Source organism: Amycolatopsis tolypomycina, from assembly GCF_900105945.1.
Lineage (GTDB): Bacteria > Actinomycetota > Actinomycetes > Mycobacteriales > Pseudonocardiaceae > Amycolatopsis > Amycolatopsis tolypomycina.
Genome location: NZ_FNSO01000003.1, coordinates 768042 through 787103 on the forward strand (window position 1 = coordinate 768042; position 19062 = coordinate 787103).

Consider the following 19062-nt stretch of genomic DNA (forward strand, 5'->3'; position numbering starts at 1 on the left):
TGCCTGGCAACAAGGACGGCTTGCGCACGGCGGGTCGGATAGGCGACTGAGCTTCAAAGTACTATCTTGATCGTGGAGCCATGTATCGTCAAGTCAACTCGAAGGTGAAGACACTGAGCACGCCACAGTCGTTTGCAGCCCCAGTCACGATCGGTACGACCTCAGTGCCGGATGGCAAGGTCAGCGACTTTTTGACCGGGCGGCTATTCAAGGACACACCCGAGGAGTACGTGCGACAGAACGTCGAGAAGGCCTTGATACGCGGTTATCGCTACACGCCGAGAGACTGCGCCCCGGAGTTTCCCATCAAGGTCGGTTCGTCGCGCCGCAGGGTCGACATAGTTGTGTTCGCGCCTGGACTTGAGCACGCTCAGGAAAATGCGTGGTTGCTGGTAGAGACAAAGAAGCGTGGCACTAGTGCGAGCAACAAGACCGAGGGAGTCGAACAGCTCAAGTCGTACATGGCCGCTTGCTTGAACGTGCAGTATGGTATGTGGACCAATGGCGACGAGCAGCTCTTCTATGCCAAGAGGCAATCCGCACGCGGGTTCAAAATCGAAGAGATCATCGAAATCCCCGCCGCAGGCCAAACAGAGGCCGACGCTCAGAGGCCGAAGAGGAAAGATCTAAAGCCGGCGACGGCCGACAATCTATTGTTCGCTTTTCGGCGGTGTCACAACTATATTGCTGGAACTGAAGGAAAACAAAAATCAGACGCCTTCTGGGAGTTGCTCAAGCTCATCTTTTGCAAGATTGAAGATGAACGCTCGAAGGTGCTGGATTTTTACGCCACGGCGGCGGAGCGTAATTCGGCTACCGCCGCCATCGCGGCCAAAAAGCGTATTCAAAAGGTCTTTATCGACAAAGTCGTAAATAAGTATCCTGCTATCTTCCCCGGCTCAGATCGAGAGATCGATCTCAAGCCTGCCGTCGTTGCATTTGTCGCAACTCAATTGCAGGGGTTCTCTCTACTTGCTTCGCCTGTGGACGTTAAGGGCGTTGCCTACGAAGAGGTCGTTGGCAGCAATCTTCGGGGCGACCGCGGTGAGTTCTTTACCCCTCGGAATGCTTGCCGCATGGCAGTAACCATGCTGAACCCTCAGCCCGATGAGCGACTCATTGATCCGGCTTGCGGTACGGGTGGCTTTCTTATTACGGCCATGAATGCTGCCCTTGACCATATTGAAGCGGAAGAGCGCGCGGAATGGGTGGACCCGGCCAATGGTACAGACGCCGAGCGTCAGCAACTGTGGACTAGGCGAAACGAGTACCTGTCACGGTGCGTCCACGGCGCGGATCTAAACCCAGGTCTAGTCCGTGCGGCGAAGATGAATATGGTCATGAATAATGACGGTTCCGGCGGCCTTTTTCAGGCAAACAGTCTTGCCAATCCACACTTATGGGACCCAAAGGCAACCGACGCAATTCGCTTGGGATCATTCGACGTTGTGGTCAGTAATCCGCCGTTTGGTGCAAATATTCTCATTGATGACGAAGAGGTATTGCGGCAGTACGATTTGGCGGCCATGTGGGACCGTGACGAAGCTGGTGGATGGAAACTCCGAAAAGACTCTAGCGGGCAAGCGGTTTTGCAGAAGTCGCAGCCGCCGGAGATCCTCTTCATCGAGCGATGTGTTCAACTACTCCGTCCGGGGACCGGACGGATGGCAATGGTCATTCCTAATGGAATCTTGAATAACCCCGCACTTGGCTACGTACGCCACTGGATCATGACGAACACACAAGTGCTTGCTGTCGTCGACATGTCACGAGAACTCTTTCAGCCCAAGAATGACACGCAAACCAGCATGGTTCTGCTTCGCCGATTGTCCGACGACGAACGCCAACAGGCCGAAAACGGCGCCCTTGACTATCCAATCTTTATGGCCGTTACTCGATCGATCGGACACGACAAGCGGGGAAACGTCACATTTCGCCGCACTGAGACCGGCGAAGACGTCGTCGTGAAGCGCATTGATACGATAGCCGAGATTGACCCAGAGTCGGGAAATGAGGTTCTGCGTCAGGTCGAGACGGAAGAGCGATTGATCGACGACGAACTTCCCGATGTCGCTCGGGAATACCTTCACTGGCTGGGAGAGCAGTCGTGAAAGGGATGAAGGAATTCGGGGTATCAATACGCTCGCGTTCGATCCGAGCGTACGATCGCCTCGATGCCGCCTTTTATTCGACTGATTCGATCCTTGCGACTGAGCGTATTGCATTACTAGAGGCATCGGGGATGGCGATCAGGCAGATCGGGGCCATTGGATCTGCGTCGATGCCACCACGGACAGCGCTTGCGCGCGCGGCACCTCAGGAATCCTCGCTCCCCTACCTGCGGCCCTACGATGTGTTTGACTATTTGCCCACCGCCGCGGATCACGTTTCCGTCCCACGAAACGCCAACGTCGATACATTCCAGATTACGGCTGGCGACATCCTGCAAACGCGATCTGGTCGAAATCTCGGCCCTTGTACCATTGCTGACAACGAACTGGCGAAATTCGCACTGTCCGACGACATGATTCGAATCAAGGTCGATGACAAAAATGAGCGTTTGCTCCTGCTTGCTTACCTGAAAACATCGCTAGGGCAAGCGCTTATACGTCGAGGGCGAAGCGGATCGGTAATCGACCATCTCACAGTTCCCGATGTGGAAGCTGTTCCTGTGCCGGTATTTCCCAAAGAAGTGGTGCATACTGTCAGCGGCTTGGTTGGCAAGGCCATTGAATGCCGGGAGCGTGGCCGCAGTCTGCTAAATGAGCTCCTGCGCAGGCTCATGGATCAGTATCCTCACTCTGAAAGTCAGCGTTGGACGTGGTGGTCCATGCAGGCCCGGGACCTTGGGGAGCGCTTGGATTCAGGGCATCATCACCCGGTAGTGGCTCATGGTCGACGGCAATTGCACGCATCCAACGGTGTCGCTTTGGGCGCTATGGCGAAGGCGATACTTCCGATCCGATATAAGCGGTATTATGTCGAAGAAGGTCATGGTCGACCAATCGTCAGTGGGCGTCAACTTTTGCAACCGGAGCCAATTAATCTTCGATACGTATCTGACAGATCATTTCGCAATCCTGAGGACTATGAGATTCATGCGGGCTGTACTGTCTTCGGTGCAGTAGGTCGCGCTGAGGGGCGCCAGGCATGGCCCGCTCTCGTCACCAGTGATCGTGATGGATGGCTCGCGAGCAATGACGTAATGCGGCTCGTGCCGCGACGAGGTGTTCGCCCGGGTGCAGTATGGCTTGCGGTTGCAACACCTCAGGTTCAAGCGCAAATTAAGGCACTCTCATTCGGTAGCGTTGTCGACCACATGAACCCTTGGGATGTTGAGCAAGTGATTGTCCCCGACATAGAAGATCCGCTCGCGAAAAAGGCAGAGTCGGCGTGGGAGGACTTCGCCCGCAGCACCGAGTTGATAGGCCAGGCAGTCGCCCGGCTCGAACAGAGCCTTGAAGAATTTACACGCTGAAGTGTCGTCGTTTCGTGCTGCTGGCCTGGAATAGGGGGTACTGCTAACCTGACGTCACGCGCACGGAGTAACGGGAGTTACTCAGCATCGGAGACGCGCGTGGGCTTTCTGTCGGCGTCGGCGCGAGACCTCGTAACCCGTCTTAGCTGACCTCGTGGGTCGGTCTGAGGACTCGCTGAGCAAGATCCAGCGTGGTGAGCACGATATCCGTAGGCTGGACGTCATGGCGGGAGTTAAGGCGCTTCGTGACGCCCGGGGATCTGCTCGGTGAGCTGCCCTCATGGAAGACAAAGAACGCAACGACGACGTTCCCGCCGTCCGTGACGCGTTGATGGCTTCCCGTCGCGTGTCCCCAGACGTTGTTTGCGTCAGCGGGCGTCCTGGGCGGATCAAACCGGCCTCGGGTGTCGCGCTGGTCGAAAGTGCCTGGTTAAGCTATCAGGTCGGCGACATCGGGCACGTGATCCGGGCGGTGCGGGGCTGATCAAGACCGGTGCCGACCACGTCACCGAGCGTGCCCCGGGACCAAGCCTGGAAACGGCGCTCAGCCGGCGACGGCGCGAAAGGGCGACGGCTGACGATTGGGCAGTGGCGGCGTTGCCCGCTGGCGAACACACCCCGCCCGAGTGGACATGGTGGCCGCTCATCCGGCGCCAGATCACCACCGCGGGAAAGGAACCCGAACTCGCCTTCTACCCCTGCTGCGCCCCGAAGCCGCCACCGACGCCGAGATCGTGCGCGTCGCCGGAGCCTGCTGGTGCCATCGAGGAATGCTTCCAGAGCGCGCCAAAAATACGAGGTCGGCCTCGGCCACTTCCAAGTGCGCCACTACGACTCCTGATACCAGGACATCACCCTCGCCTCGCTTGTCCACACGTACCCCGCCGTCGACGTAGCGTTGACCCAAAAGCTCTGGCCGTGGCTTCATTTCACTCACCCTCGCCGAAATCAGCCGTCTCTTGGCACACTGACATGGCTGTCCGATCGCGTCCGCACCTGGGTCTGGTCGGGCTGGCGCCGACGTCGCCACAACCGAGCGGAACTGGCCACCATTGGCGACGACATCCCGTCATCGACAGCTGGCGATGCCTGAGGTGTGCGTTCCAGCCTGGGCCAATTGAGTGATCCGTGGCGTTGTGACTCACGAGTGGTGATCGCCTCAATATGATGTCACGTCGTGCGGATAGTCCATCACCACCCGTTCTTTTGGCGTGCCGCGCGGGGTCGTGAATGAGTGCCGAGGAGGCCCCGCCGCAGAACGAGCCGCTGCCGGTGCTCGATCTTGTTCGCGTGGCAGCTGGGGCAGGCCGTGGGGGTGAGTGGACGTGTCCGTCGTCGTTGGGATGGAAGTCGCGACCGAGAGCAGCCTCGGTAAGCCGCTTCCCCTACGAGCACTTGGACGATTTCGTTCTTCGCCCGGTGATGGCCGCCCTGGACAAGGTCGAGTTCGACAAGTCGTCGGCCGACGAGGCTCTGGCGGAGGTTCAGCGCCGGGGCAAGCCGACCCATCCTGGGGTCAGCCGGTTTGCCGAACATGCGACCCGTATGTATCTCGCGTCGCATCAGCAACGTGACGACACCATGAGGCCAGTACGCGAGTTCTGGGTCGCCCAGCGGATCACGACCTCGGTGGTGTGGGAGCTGTACGGGTGGGGACGTCGGTACGAGTCGACGGACGGCCGGCTACGGGAGTTCCGATTCCTGCGGCTCGGCGCTGTGGATTCTCGTGATCGGGACCCGGCTGAGATCGCGCTCGCGGCCTACGCTGCGGCCTTCGGCGCGCCGGCGGCCTGGCCGGATCCGTGGTCGCAACCCTTCAGCCCGAGCGGCCGCGCGGGCGCAGAGCGTGTGCGGGTGGTGGACGTCGGGTTGCTCGATGGCTCGACGGTGCAGTGCTTCGATGGCACAGCGGACGAGGTCGAGGAGTATTTCGCCGAGCACGGTCGGCGCCAGGTCAGCACGATCGTGGCGGGCAGTGACGCGGTCCCGGGCTCGGGGTGCGCCAGTTGCAAGCGAGTCACGGTGTGCGATGGACCGGTCCGGACTCCGGGGCTACTGGGTCTTGAGGCGTCGCAGGGGCCGTTGCGGACGGTGTCGATCAGTGGGCTTCGGTACTACCGTAAGTGTCCGGCGCAGGCGTACCTGCGTTCGGTTCACCTGCCGCGCGCGTACGAGTACAGCGCCGAGGCGGAGCTGGGGCAGGCGGTGCATGCGTGGCTGGAGGCGGCGCACGAGGCTCAGCTGGTCCCGTGCGGCCGGGATGATCTGCCGGCGCTCGGCTCGAGTTGGTTCGCCGGAAAGTGGTACGTCGCGGCTGGCGACCTGGCGGACGCCGGTATCCGCATGCTGGCTCACCACGTCGAGGTGTGCCCGTTTCGCGAGGCTCCGGAGATCGATTCAGTCCAGGTCGAGCCGCGGTTGACCTTTGCGGACACGACGGCGCGTGCGATCGTGCTGGCGAGGCCTGATCTGGTGTACCGGGAGGCCGGGCAGTGGGTCTGGCGCGAGCTCAAGACAACTCAGAAGGCGCCGGAGTCGTTCGGCGACCCGTTGCGGAAATTCCCTCAGCTCGCGCTCGGCGTGGCGGTGCTGGCTGCCGGTGGGCTCGGTCCCGGCGGCGCGGGCCGGGTCGAGTTGGAGATCTTGCGTCCGACGGGCGCGGAGATCGTGCTGATCGACCCCACCGACGACGAGCGGGTCGAGACGGCACGCGCGGTGCTGCGCGAATGGGCCGCCGCGTGGCGTGCGGACCACTCGTTCGAGGCACGAGCGGGCCGAAACTGTCGGTGGTGTCCGGTATCACTGTGGTGTCCGAGCTACCCCGGCCCGGACGGGAACGGGAAGGACCACCCCAGTGGTGCCGCGTCAGCAACAGCAGCCGAGAGCTGAATCCGTTTTCGAGGGCGAGCCCCTGGTGAAGATGGTGGCCAGCGCCATCGTGCGGCTCTCGCAGCAACAGGGTCCGCAGGAGCCCGTCTACGACGCCACGGTGCAGAACACCTACAACCAGCTCGTGTTGCTGTGCCTGCGGAAAGGACAGACACCGCCGGCGAGCGTGCCAGAAATGGTCAGGTGGGCGGCACAGCACCCGATCGGTGAGGACCCGTGGCCCTGGACGTTGCCGGAGGACTTCGACGGCGGCGGGGCCGTGCTGGTCGACGACCAGACGCACACCCCGACCCAGCAGTGCTGGGAGTGGCGGGTCGCGGCACGCGACGTCGCCGCCGAACAGGTCGAGAACCAGCTGATGCTGACGGCGATTGCCGAGTGCCGGGCCGCGAACGCCCCCGAGTCCTACACCGCGTTCCGTCGGCTGCTGATCCGGCAGCCGGTGCTGACCGGTGCCGAACGCGCCGCGATCGCCGACGACGACCTGGACCTGGAGCTGCTGCACGACACGATCAAGCGCTGCTACGAGCTCGCACCGGCGTCGTACCTGCGCGACGGTGCGTACGCGCTGTGCGCGCGGTGCGGGTGTCTGCTGGCGCCGATCGGCCGGGACCGCTACGTCTGCGAACTGGACCGATGCCGGCGCGACCAGCATCCCCGGGTCGGCCAGCTGGTCGAGGCGCGCCGGGGCGGTGGCCTGTACCAGCTCAACCGGCCGATGCGGATGTTCATCACCGGCCCCGGCCTGGCGGAGACCGATCTCGAAGCCGAGCTGCTTAAGCGCGGGCTCCGCCCGCAGATGTGGCCCAACTTCGACGCCTACGACCTGCGCATCACCCTGCCACGCGGGCGCGTGTGGGCGATCGACGTGAAGGACCGGGCCAATCCCGCGCTGCTCGGCCGCGGCGCTGCGCCGCTGCGGCACGACCCGCCCTACGACGAGGGTTTCCTGGTCGCGCCGCAGTACCGATTCGACGAGCGCGAGGACTACGGCCGGGTGTTCGCCCACCACCGTCCCGACGAGCTGACCGGCAAGGTCGGCCTGATCTCCGACCGCGAGCTCCTGGCCCGGGTGGATCGAGAACTTCGCCGCGCCGGCCGCAGCGCAGTCACCGCGACGATTGAGGGGGCAGCCGATGCGTGAACGGAGTGGATGGAACGCCCGTCTGCTGGGCCAGCTCACCCCGGTCTGGCCGGAGACCCTCGCGGATTTCCGGCCGGGGCAGATGCTCGACGTGGAGCTCGGGCTCTACCTGCTCTGCTCGGCGACGCCGGGACACACCGCGCAGGATGCCTGGACACTGTTCGGCGGTTACCCCTACAGCGAGGTGTTCGGCGCCCAGGCCGCCGATACACACCTTCGGGTGATGCACGGCCGGCACTACCTGTGGGACATGCGCCGCCGCCGGGAATGGATCCGCGCGGTCGAGGCCTACCTGCGCGTGCCCGAGGAACTCCGCGGCTACCGCCTCACCGGCGTCGACAGCACACCGGAGCAGCGCGAGCCCAGCCGCGCGGCGGACCGGTTCGAGGTGTACGAAGCGCTGCTGACCACCCCGCCGGCCTTCGCTCGCCAGCCGCTGCCGCTCGCGGGGCCGGGCGAGTACGAGTTTTATGTGCGTGACCGGCGCTACTCGGTCACCTTCCCGGCAGAGCTGCTCGCGGACATCCCGGCACCGATCGGGCACGACCTCGATGGGATGCCTCCGTGCGGCGGCGCGCCGGTGGAGGTCACGTGGGAAGAGCTGGAAGACGCTGCGGCCAAGATGGACGCGATCGAGCAGAACCTGCCCGGCAAGCCCAACGAGTGGGCGCGTCGCCTGCGCCGTGTGCAGCTGCTGATCCGCGACGACGCTCGCGGTAAGTTCGCCGAGCCCGAGGATGGGCGCCTGCGGGTCGATCGGCTGATGAACCTGGTCGGCATGGTGGGCGCCGGCAAATCGACGCTGCGCGACATCCTGGCCTTCTGGGCTGCCACCGAGACCGGACGGCGCATCACGATCGTCGTCGGTGACGTCGCCGAAACCCTCGCGATCGTCGACCAGTTCACCCGCCTCGGAGTCGACGCAGCCCCGGTCCTGGGCCACTCCACGCGCGAGCGCAACCTCGAACGGTTGCACCGCCGGATGGCCTCAGCCGGAGCCGACACCATGCTCGGCCACGACCACCCCAGCTTCGACTACCTCAGCAGCGCCTGCCCGCTGGACGCGCTGCGCGGAGTGGAAGCGCGCCAGCCTCTGCGGATCGCCGAAGCACCCTGCACCGCGCTCTACCCCGTCCAGCGCCCCGATCCCGACGCGGACGACTTCCTCGCCACCGCCGGCAACGACACTGCCCGTTCGACCGGAACCGGGCGCCGGAAGCGGCACGGCTGCCCGCTGTGGACGGTGTGTCCCCGCCACCACGGCGCCCGCCGCCTGGTCGATGCCCAGATTTGGGTCGCCACCCCGGCGAGCCTCGTCCACAGCGGCCTTCCGCCGACTCTGCAAGCCGAGCGTCTCCGCCACCTGGAGGCAGCGTGCCGGCTGAGCGATCTCGTCATCGTGGATGAAGCTGACCGGGTCCAGATGCAGCTCGACCGCGCCTTCGCCCCGGCCACCACGCTGGCGGGACGGTCGCCGAACTCGTGGCTGGACGAGGTCGCCGGCCACAAGGTGGCCGAGCTGGCTCGCCGCGGACGACTGCAGCTGTCGGCCCAGGACGTGGACGACTGGACCGGCGCCATCGACACCGTCTCGGCGGCCACCGACCGGCTCTACTCCCTGCTCATCGGCACCCCACCGCTGCGCAGCTGGATCACCGCGGACTACTTCAACGCGATGACGCTGCACCAGTGGCTGATCCGATCGTGGTTTCCCGACCTCATCGGGCACGCCGACGATCTCGCTGCGGCAGGCCCCGTGGCACCGGACCGCGACCAGCGGCAGGCCCGGATGGATCATGTCGAGGCCGTCCTCGACCAGTTCCGCGACGACCCGCTCGAGGAAACTGCGCCGCGTGATCAGGCCGATCGAGTCACGCCTGCAGCGAACACCCTGGTGCACCTGACCTTGCAGCTGCTGCACGCACACCGCGACTCCTTGATCCGCCAGCGGCTGCGAGAGGTCGTGCTCGAGCTCGTCGAGCACGACCCCGCCATCGCCGACGACCTGGAAACCCACGCCAAGCGCTTCGAACTCACCCTCATCCTCGCGGCCCTGCACCATCGGCTGGACCGGATGACGATCCTGTGGCCCCGGGTGGAGGCCGCGCTCAACCTGGAAGCCACGTCCAACGTGCTCTCCCGGCGCCCGCCCAAGGACTACGAGCCGGTCATACCGGAATCGCCCATGGGCAACGTCCTGGGGTTCCAGTTCCAGCTCGGTGAACGCACCGCCGACGGCGACCAGAGCGGCGAGCTGCGGTTCTTCCGCTGCAGCGGCGTCGGCCGCGAGCTGCTGCTCGGCCTGCCCGACCTGCCCATCGTCGACGACAGGCCCGGCCCGAACGTCCTGCTCATGTCAGCGACCAGCTGGGCAGGCACCTCCACCCGCTACCACGTCCACGCCCCGGTCGACGCCGTCCTGCGACCGCACGACGACGAAGTCACCGCGATCCTCGACACCACGATGCGGACCCAGTTCCTGTACTGGCCCGGCACCACGCCGCCGAGGCCCCTGCGGCTGTCCGGAAGCGGCCCGGACGATCGCGAGAAGGTCCTCGAGCAGATGCTCAATCAGCTGGCGATCCCGGACCGCAGCCTCGGCGACGCCCCGAGCATGCTCGACGCGGAACTGGCCGACATCGACGACTCGGACCGGCGCCGGATCCTGCTGCTCGTCGGCAGCTACGCCGAAGCGAAGCACGCTGCGCGGCATCTGGACAGCATCCCGGAATGGAGCGGCCGGGTCACGCAGCTCGTCTCCGATGACGCCGATCTCGACAACAGCTGGATGGTGCTGCGCCGCGGCGAGCTGACCAAGTTTCCCGACCTCGGCAGCGAAATCCTCGTGGCGCCCCTGCTGGCGGTCGAGCGCGGCCACAACATCGTCCTGCCCGGCGGCAAGGCCGCCATCGGCAGCGTCTACTTCCTCGCCCGGCCACACCCTCGACCGGACGACATCGCCCTGGCCATCCACGCGATCAACGACTGGGCCGTCCGGCAGATCCGTAACCCCGCCCGCACCTTCCATACCGACGCCCGCGCCGCCGGCACCCCCGACCAGGCGGCGCTGGCGTTCCGCAGGCGAGCACGCCAGGAGTGGAACCGGTTCCTCACCCGCCAAGTGGCATGGAGCAGCCTGACCCCGACCGAGAAGATCAGCTTCACCTGGGACCAACTGGTCGTCATGTGGCAGGTGATCGGCCGCCTGGTCCGCGGCGGTGTCCCCGCCCGGGTGGTCTGCGTCGACGCGGCCTTCGCGCCCCGCCAGGCCGGATTCCACGCCGCCGACACCCCCGACACCAGCCTGCTGGCCAGCATGCGCGCCGTCCTCCACCCGTACTTCACCGACGACCCGACGACCACCCCACTCGACCGGTCCCTCGTGCAAGCCCTCTACGAGCCGCTCTACCGGGCGCTCGGCGACCTCGACTGACCCGCGACCACAACAGGGAACCCCATGGTCTTCAACGAAATCCAACCTGCCGCGCTCATCCCCGACCCCGACAACGGGCCCTACGAGCTCGACCTGCACACCCTGGCCTTCCCCGCGGCGTGGCGCGACCCCGTCCTCGACCTGTACAAGTTCGGCAAGTCCGACGCGAAACAGGCCAAGATCAAAGAAGTGCCGATCAAGTCGCTCAACGCGCTGATCCGCACCGTCGCGCCGGACTTGGTCACCGTCGACGCCAACGCCTCCTTCGACGCCACGCAGCCCTGGCTCTACAGCCGGACCGACTACCCACCACGCATCCTCGCCCGGCTGGTACATGCGTGGCTGCGCAACCTGCAACCCACCCCCGAGGGCTTCCAACGGTTCCGGGAGACCGCGCGGATGCTCGACGTGGACTCCTTGTGCTGGCAGTCGGAGACCGTGGACCTGCTCGAGCACGAACTCTCGCCGGGCGGCACCTGCGTCCCGGCCTCACGGCTCTACCGGGTCCTGCCGGAGATCCTGGCCGACCGCATCGCCGCCCAGCCGGCCTACGAATTCTGCGGCGAACACGTGAAGTTCCACCGGGTCGCCGTCGACGCCCGCGCGAACGGCGCCGAACTGATGTCCTGGCCGCCGCTGAAGCACACCACCAAGGTCACCGACAAGGACGCCCGCAACCGCTACGGCAGCCACCGGGACTGGCGGTACTCCGCGGTGATCAGCGTCTCGCTGCGCACCGTGCCGTTCTCACCGAACCCGCGGATCTACCTGAGCACCCGGATCCGCCGATGGGTCGCCGGCCAGGTGTCGATGTCCGGCACCCAACGAGTGTCGGCCTACCTGCTCACGAAGGAACCATTCATCGAAGACGGTCAGCAGCCCGGCCGGTTCGCCGTCGCCCAGTTCGCCTGGAACCCCCGCACCCGCCAGATCGAGTGGGTCCAAGGGGGACCGGAGGGCATGCTCGCTCGCGTCGGCGCCATCGACAACCTCCCCGCCGCCGATGTGTTCGCCAAGGAACCCGACACCTGGATCGACGAACGCGACGGCATCCAAGGGGCCGCCAGCTACCACACCATGATGGGCTGGCACGGTGTCGGCGCTGGGCTCATGCCCGCCGAACGACGCCGGCTGACCGAATGGGCCGCCGCCGCGCTCGAGCCCGAACTCATCCCGGCACCGGCACTGGTGCGCAGCAAGGTCAAACAGAACCCGGCGAAGCTCCTCACTCCGAAAGTGCCTGTTCCGAAGCAGAACGCGACGGACGACGAGATCGAACAGGCCGTCGCAACGAACCGACTCATCGACTTCGACAACTCCGTGCGCCGCCGCGAGTACGCGGCACTCGCCCTCGACGACCGGGACCTCACCGCCGTCCTGCTGTACCAGTCCAGCCACATGCGGAACCAGCTCATCCAGGCCGCAGAGGCCAGCCTCGGACTCGCCGACTACCGCGAAGCAGCCGGACCGGACGTGTGGAGCTGGAACGCCCCCGACCTCCGCGTGCGCATCCACGCCCGCGAGCTCGGGGCGCTGGGAGCACCACTGGGCACCAGCGAACGAGCGCCCCGGAAAGGCCAGGAACACATCGACGCGATCGGCCACCGCCGCTCCGCCGTCGCCGCCCACCTCCGCACCCTCGCCGCCGAACTCGGCGAGGCAACCGTCATCACCTTCGTCGAGCTCGACGGGCGCGACAAGTTCAAGCCACGAACAACCGACCCGAAATTCGCCGTCCGGCTCGGCTGCGCCGACGCCGGCATGGTCAGCCAATTCTTCACCCCCGGGAACCCGAACGACCCCGATGACGATGCGGAGTTCCGTGTCGCGGCAGCCTGGGCAGACGGACTCCGCCAGCTCGGCATGCGTCTCATCCCCGAACACACCGTCGGCGACAAGATCCCTGACGGCCTCAACCAGCTCGCGTTCTGGATCGTCAAACGCCAGGCCACCGGCGAGACACATCGGCCACAATTCACCCCGGTCGCGGTCCTCATCCGCCCCGGGCAGAAGTGCATCCTCGGCCGGACACCTGAGATGACCGAGTGGGTCCCCTACCCGCAGCTGCTCATCGCCCTCACCGGCCAGGTACGGCCCCAAGACCTCTCCACAGCCGACCAGCAGACCAAGGCCGTCGCCGCCTTCGTCCAGAACACGATCTACGCCATGCGAGGCACCCCCACCCTGGTCGTCACCCACGCCCAGAACACCCGCAACCGGTGGCCCTGGCTGACCAACAGCGGCCTCATCGCCGACCGCATCAAGCTCGGCAACGGCCCGGCCCAGCGCATCCGGCTCTTCGGCTCCAACCTCCACATCGCACGTATCGCCACCAACGACCGCGACGAAACCCCTCAATGGTGGGCGCCAAAGAACGACGAATCCGGCGGCATCAGCAAGGGTCTGTGGAAGCTCACGAACATCGACAAGAACAGTCACGTCTTCTACAGCACGAGCGACAAGAGCGGAACCCACACGCTCTCCGTGGAAGCAACGAAACTCACTCACCGAATCAACCCGAAAGGGAAGGAAGAAATCCGTCCGGACAAGAACGCCTGGAACCCGGAACTCTTGGAAATCACCATGATCGGCTTCTCGGATGCTGCCGAAGCCGAACATTGGGCCATGTTCCTGCACCAGCAGCGATCTGCCGAGGACTACCGTGACGCACTCGCTCTTCCGCTGATCCAGCACATCGCCGAACTCACCTCCCAGTACGGACTGCCGCACGACGACGAACCCGACGACACGCCCGACACCCAACCCGATCAAGCCGAGGCGACCGCAGCCGGCAGTTAGGCTACGCACCCCGAGCGTCGGCCAAGTCGGGCCACGCCTGGCGCACGTCGCATGCGCCGCGCGCTCATCGCTCGTCGTGCAAGGAGATGGGTTCGTAGACGCCGCCGGCGAGCAGGCCTGCAGCGGCGAGGCGGTGGCGGAGCTGTTCTGTTTGGTCAGTCGCCTCATCGTCGATCTTGATGCCGTCAAGGCGTACTCCGAAGACGGCAAAATCACGGTCGACTTCTCTACGGAGCAGTCCGAGACCCTGATCCAAGTTTGTCATCGACTACACACGGCAGCTGGCCCAGGCGACCTCGATCGATCTGGATGAGTTACCGGAGTCGACCTCGACTTCGGTGGACGCTCCCGCCGTGGACCTGCGTCGCTACCTTGAGGTCCGGCGGAGAATCTTCAACGACGCAGCCTGATCGACCCAGCCCAGGCCGGCCGATCTACAGGTCTCAAGCATTACTCGAACTGGGCTTGTGCGTCCATGCATGTGCGCTGTGAAACTTCGGCACCCCACTGCAACGTCCACCGAAATCTTCGGTGGCGCCGACACCAGGTCACCGAGGACCGACGCCGCCGAGGCGAGAACCGGGATGCGGCGCTCCGCGATGACCATCGGGAAACCCCTGGGATGACCGGGGGCTAACCTGCGTCTGGAGCGTTGTCGCCGACGGACGAACCTGCGACGAAGGACGGGGAAGCATCGTGACGGTGGACACCGAGAAGTTGGCCTCCGTCTGCATAGAAGGCTCCATTGCGGATGAAGGTGCAAGGCAGTGGCCACGACCGCGAGTACCCTGCATCGCCGACCTTGACCACGCCGGAGCCCAGCTCCCGCAACGTCCAGCGACTCGGCCACAACCGTGGCTTGCCGCCAGGGATGCCCTAGGCAGGCGCGTCGCAGGATGGGATCCCTGGAAATTCGACAGCCACCGCGCCCACCGCATGCGGTGCGAGGACCGGTGCCAGGTCTGCGGGACGCCACGGTCCGATGTCGTGTACGTCCTGGCGCCGGTCGGGCAGGTCAACACTCTGGTCGAGATGTACGGCGGCGCCGTGTGCTCGCTGAGGTGCGCACGGCTGACAGCCGCGGTGTGCCCGCACTACACCGACACCATTGGCTCGCCGATCGCGATCCACGCCGTTCCCCGACACGAACGGGTCGACCTGGTCGGCTGCGACCTGGCCAACGACGACGAGTACGACATCGCTGACCTTGGCCCGATCACCGTGGTCGCCGCTGCCCGACGTCTGTGACGGCGTTGCGGAGGTGCGTCGTGCTGGCGGCCGGCGGACACCGCTGGCTCGGTGATTGCGGCGGCATGCATCACGGAGCGGAAGCGACATCGCGCCGTCTGCGCCCGCCGCATCTGCGGCCGCTCGACATCATCGACGGTTGCTATCCGCGGTGTTCACCCTTGGTCGCCCGCTGTCCTGGGCGGCCGTCCGGGGCGCCGACAACCGCCTCGTCGAGGACGTGAAGCTCGAATCGAGCTGTGTCGTAGCCGCCGATGTCCCAGGCAAGATCACTGTTCCCGACGCGCCACTCGTGCCCGGTGGCCCGCTCCCGCAACAACCAAGCCACGTGCCCTCCCGCTGACGGCCTGACCGCACCCGACTCCGACAACGGTATCAAAACGTGGAACATACGTTCGACCAGGGCGAGGTGGTTCGTGGCCGGAGGCGGGAGCTGTGTGTCAGCTGCCGGTGAGCATTGCGAGGGTGACGTCGGTGCCGGGGTTGGCGTTGTCCCTGGTGAGCTGATGCAGGATCTCGGCGGTGACGATGCGGGAGAGCGCGGTGCAGTGGCGTTCCCAGTCGTCGAAGGCTGCGGCCGCGGTGCTGTCGGCGACGCTCATCCGCCTCCGCAGTTCCTGATAGACGCCATAGCCGGGATCGTCCGGTCGTGGTTCGCACCCCTGCTCGATGAGGAGGAACTCCTTGAACAAGGCTCCTGCCGGGAGGTGATTGCGGGACAGGTCCGTCAACGACACGTCGGCCAGCGCCGCGGGCCCCTCCACGACTATCTCGCGGGCCCGGGGGACGATCCTGGCGGCGGTCGTCGTCGCGGTGATCGCGTACGAGAGCATCACCAGCTCTATCGCACGTTCCTTGCGGTCGACGGAGCCCTCGGGCAGCGGGCCTGGGCGCCGATCGAACCGATCGAAAAGCACCTCGGCGTGGTGATAGGCCGCGCGCCACAGACTCGTCGGCTGCACCCCGAGCGCCCCTTGTTCGGCCAACTCGGCCGGCTCTTCCGCTTGACGATCCCGCTGTTGCCCGCTCATCGATTCCTCCCCTTCCCCCGTTGCGTGTGAGTCCACCGGTCGGCATCCGACGAGCCCCTGGCGACCTGCGCGCGTGTCCCTGACCTGCGCGCCGTTCAGCCGGTCTCCGGACAGATCGGCGATCTCCAGCATGTCATCACGCACGCGCGTCCGACGGTCAATCGCTGCCTAAAGCCACCGAAGTGATCGAACGGAGGTTCGGTTCGCTCGGAGATCGCCCGCCTTGCGGACGATCTTGCCGGCCTGGATGACAAGTCGTCCGGATATCGATCGGTTGGCCGGCGCCAGCGGGCGGGGAAGAGCCGCATGTGCCTCGACGAAGACCAGTTCGCATTCGGTGCCGTGCGTCGCCAGTGTCCGCTCGACGTCCAGCACGGCGTGCCCCGTGCTGATCCGGCGGCGAAGGTTCGTCCCCACCTCGCTGCGGGACGTGCGCGAATCCGGTCAGCACATCCCGCAGCACTGGCTGCGTTTACCTCTTGGCTGCGGCGACCTTTTTCCGCGAACCACGCTTTGGCTTCGTCGGTGCTTGTTCGGTTTCCTGGGCGCGCTCGTACAGGTCGACGATCTCCGTGGAGAGCCTGCCGCGATCCGAGATCTCGTAGCCCTCGGCCTTGGCCCACGCGCGGACCTTCTTCGAGTACTCACGGCTGGTCGAGCTGCTCGGCGTGCTGGTCGCCCCCGTGGCCGACTTCATGCGCTTGCGGCCACCGGTTCGCCGCGCAGCCTCGATATAACCGGCGAGTTCCGTGCGGAGCCCTTCGGCGTTCTCGTCGGACAGGTCGATCTCGTACTCGATGCCATCCAGGGCGAACGTCACGGTTTGAGCCGCCGTGGTTCCGTCGATGTCGTCCAGTAGTTCTACTTTTACGTTTCGGGCCATGGCATGACTCCAGAGTGATCGCCTTGATGCTTGGACGCTGTCGAATATAGCGCACACCGAAAGCAGTTAACGGGCAATCCGGTGGCTTGTGCTGCCGCATGGTGTCTGGTTTAGAGAAACCTTTGCGAATTCGGGAATGCGGGCTTGAATGCCTGCCGTCCCAGCCCTACGGTTTCGGTGGTAGCGCGGTGACGTGTAGTAGCCGGAGTCGCGGCGCTGACGGCAAGCGGGGGTTCGGTCATTCTCAAGTTGCCCCTGCCTGCCCGATTCCGGCCGCGATCGATTGTGGACGTCCTGGTGGCGTCCCGGGTATTGAGGGGTGATGGCATGAAGACGCGGACCCTGTGGGCCGCCTTGCTTGCCGGTGAACCGGGCGTCATTTTCGGGGTATCGGTCTTGGCGTTCGTGGTCATCGTGACTGTCGTACTCGTGTTCTGTGACCTGGCGCCGCGGCGGGCCGAGGTTTCTGATGGCCGCCCGACGGTGTGGCAGCTTCAGCAGCAGAATCCTCGGAATAGGGAGGAATGGCTGCGACAACGAGTTGAGGCCTACCGAGACGCGGTCCGTCCACGGGCTGCGGAGGCTGTGCGGCAGGAGGCCGCCGAGCTGACGGATCGGGACGCGCAGCTGGTGGCACTGGTCACCGAAGACGACTGGCCGACCCTGGAGGACCTGAACGCGGCAGAACACGCGTCCGCCGATGTCGGGGCCGGGGCCTCCAGTGTCGCTGCGCAGGCGTGCGAACCCCGGCCGATCGCTCCCCAGGTCTCGAGCCGCAGCCGTTTGCGTGGACTGGCACAGCGCGAACCCCGGCCGTTGTTATACGGTCGGCCGGAGATCGCCGCGTGAGGCACCCGACGTTGCCACCTCCGGCGGTCTCGACCGGGCGTCGCTGGCGGAGCCGCGTCGACCGATGCCTCGGGATGTTCTACGCCGGTCGGCGTGGTCGTATTTCAGCGGCCGAGAACGGAGACCATCCGGGTCAGCAGGTAGGTGCACGCCCACCGCGCCTCAGTACCCTTCGGGTTGATCGCGCCCTTCGCGAGCTTCAGGGCGAGCTTCCGTGGCTCCGGGATCGTCGTCGGATCATCGGCGCCCTGCAGCGCGATCTGCCAGTCGAGTTGGGTCAGCCGGGAAATCTCGCTCCCGACGATCAGACGCCGGACCTTCGGGTCGTTCTCCAGCACCTGCACCACGAGGTCGGCGTTCTCCTGCCCGGGAAGCTTGGCGATCACGCTGAGGGAGTTCGTGCGCAGCGCCGCCGTGTCGCCCTCGATCGCCCACTTGCGGAACCACGCGACGGCCTTGTCGGACACGACGCTGCCCAGGCTGACGTCCGTGCAGTGTGCGGTCGGTGTGATGCGCAGCGGGCCGGGGTCGCCCTGCTCGACGCCGGCCAGCAGCTGCGCGCGGCTGGCCTTGTCGACGATCAGCAGGTTCGAGTACGTGCGAGGCATTCGGTGACCGCGCTTGTCGACCGGCCGCTGGGCTGCGCGTCGCCGCCGGACCGTGTCCGATGGGAGTGGCACCTGTTCGAGGCCGACGAGCTGGTGCACCTCTACCGGATCGCCGAGCTGCGAAACACGCGGCTGTACCTGCTGCGCCCGTGGTGCGTGCTGGACGATCCGTACCCCCTCGATCATGACCGGCCGAGCATCGACCCGCGCAACGTGATCCCCAGGCAGGACGGGACTTGCCTGAAGTGCGCGGGCCACGCCTCGGTCGTCATCCCCCATCCCCGAACCGGAACGCCGGTCGCCGGTGAGTTTGCCGGCGAGTTGTTCGAGGTGGTGACCCGCCATGGACACCCTTGACCGAACACATCCCGGGCAGGCCGATCCTCGGCAGGCTGGCCTGGTCGGTGGGCGTGTGCCCGGGGCGGAACACGGAACAGCGGCGCAGAACATGTGCAGCCGGCCCCAGCCCGCGCGGGTTGATCACCTGGCTGGCGAGCACACCCCCGGCTCCGCGCGAGGTGTTCCCTCGCGCTCGTCACGCGGAGCCGGGCTTCCCCACGCAGCCAGTCCACAACGTCCGCAGCGTCAACCGACCGACCGAAGGCACGACGATGGCCGTATTCACCCTCCCTGCGGTTCCGGCAGCGATCCCCAGCACGATCACGTGACGGGAGCGTTCGGAAGGTGTCGCCGGAGCGAC

14 protein-coding genes are annotated in these 19062 nt (G+C 65.6%); 10 read left to right on the forward strand and 4 right to left on the reverse strand.

The window, feature by feature from the left end; all coding sequences use genetic code 11:
* Positions 1 to 80: 80 nt before the first annotated feature.
* The 8 genes from BLW76_RS09395 to BLW76_RS09425 all read left to right on the forward strand — a co-directional run bounded on the left by BLW76_RS09395 (position 81) and on the right by BLW76_RS09425 (position 14991).
* On the forward strand, positions 81 to 2111 hold the full coding sequence (locus tag BLW76_RS09395; protein WP_091305474.1) for a type I restriction-modification system subunit M: 2031 nt from the start codon (positions 81 to 83) through the stop codon (positions 2109 to 2111).
* The gene (locus BLW76_RS47615) at positions 2108 to 3478 is read left to right on the forward strand and encodes a restriction endonuclease subunit S domain-containing protein (RefSeq protein ID WP_143060564.1); all 1371 of its coding nucleotides are present in this window, start codon (positions 2108 to 2110) and stop codon (positions 3476 to 3478) included. Before BLW76_RS09395 ends, BLW76_RS47615 begins: the two co-directional genes overlap by 4 nt.
* Before the next feature lie 280 nt (positions 3479 to 3758).
* The gene (locus BLW76_RS47620) at positions 3759 to 3962 is read left to right on the forward strand and encodes a hypothetical protein (RefSeq protein ID WP_143060565.1); all 204 of its coding nucleotides are present in this window, start codon (positions 3759 to 3761) and stop codon (positions 3960 to 3962) included.
* Between the two features lie 911 nt (positions 3963 to 4873).
* Entirely contained in the window at positions 4874 to 6367 is a 1494-nt protein-coding gene (locus tag BLW76_RS09400) for a PD-(D/E)XK nuclease family protein (protein ID WP_208613245.1), read from the forward strand.
* 31 nt (positions 6368 to 6398) lie between these two features.
* Positions 6399 to 7511 (forward strand): pPIWI_RE_Y domain-containing protein, encoded by a 1113-nt coding sequence (locus BLW76_RS09405; RefSeq protein ID WP_167384564.1) that lies wholly within the window; start codon positions 6399 to 6401, stop codon positions 7509 to 7511.
* The gene (locus BLW76_RS09410; protein ID WP_091305479.1) at positions 7504 to 10944 is read left to right on the forward strand and encodes a pPIWI_RE_Z domain-containing protein; all 3441 of its coding nucleotides are present in this window, start codon (positions 7504 to 7506) and stop codon (positions 10942 to 10944) included. Before BLW76_RS09405 ends, BLW76_RS09410 begins: the two co-directional genes overlap by 8 nt.
* A gap of 24 nt (positions 10945 to 10968) precedes the next feature.
* Positions 10969 to 13743, forward strand: a complete 2775-nt coding sequence (locus BLW76_RS09415) for a pPIWI_RE module domain-containing protein (RefSeq protein WP_091305481.1) — start codon at positions 10969 to 10971, stop codon at positions 13741 to 13743.
* 987 nt (positions 13744 to 14730) lie between these two features.
* Positions 14731 to 14991, forward strand: coding sequence for a hypothetical protein (locus BLW76_RS09425; RefSeq protein ID WP_143060566.1), 261 nt, complete (start codon positions 14731 to 14733; stop codon positions 14989 to 14991).
* Between the two features lie 440 nt (positions 14992 to 15431).
* Here the strand turns inward: BLW76_RS09425 and BLW76_RS09435 are convergent, their stop codons facing one another.
* From BLW76_RS09435 to BLW76_RS09440, 3 genes are all read right to left on the reverse strand, one after another.
* Positions 15432 to 16154, reverse strand: coding sequence for a hypothetical protein (locus BLW76_RS09435; RefSeq protein ID WP_143060567.1), 723 nt, complete (start codon positions 16152 to 16154; stop codon positions 15432 to 15434).
* Positions 16155 to 16190: 36 nt separating this feature from the next.
* A complete protein-coding gene (locus tag BLW76_RS47625; protein WP_143060568.1) occupies positions 16191 to 16397 on the reverse strand; it encodes a hypothetical protein in 207 nt (68 codons plus the stop codon).
* A gap of 97 nt (positions 16398 to 16494) precedes the next feature.
* Complete coding sequence (locus BLW76_RS09440) at positions 16495 to 16905, reverse strand: histone-like nucleoid-structuring protein Lsr2 (protein WP_091305487.1); 411 nt, start codon at positions 16903 to 16905, stop codon at positions 16495 to 16497.
* A gap of 327 nt (positions 16906 to 17232) precedes the next feature.
* Between BLW76_RS09440 and BLW76_RS09445 the strand changes: the two genes are divergently transcribed.
* A complete protein-coding gene (locus tag BLW76_RS09445; protein ID WP_143060569.1) occupies positions 17233 to 17754 on the forward strand; it encodes a hypothetical protein in 522 nt (173 codons plus the stop codon).
* Between the two features lie 104 nt (positions 17755 to 17858).
* Here the strand turns inward: BLW76_RS09445 and BLW76_RS09450 are convergent, their stop codons facing one another.
* Positions 17859 to 18362 (reverse strand): hypothetical protein, encoded by a 504-nt coding sequence (locus BLW76_RS09450; protein ID WP_091305491.1) that lies wholly within the window; start codon positions 18360 to 18362, stop codon positions 17859 to 17861.
* Positions 18363 to 18365: 3 nt separating this feature from the next.
* Here BLW76_RS09450 and BLW76_RS09455 point away from each other — a divergent pair, with 3 nt between their 5' ends.
* The gene (locus BLW76_RS09455) at positions 18366 to 18719 is read left to right on the forward strand and encodes a hypothetical protein (protein ID WP_091305492.1); all 354 of its coding nucleotides are present in this window, start codon (positions 18366 to 18368) and stop codon (positions 18717 to 18719) included.
* Positions 18720 to 19062: the final 343 nt, after the last annotated feature.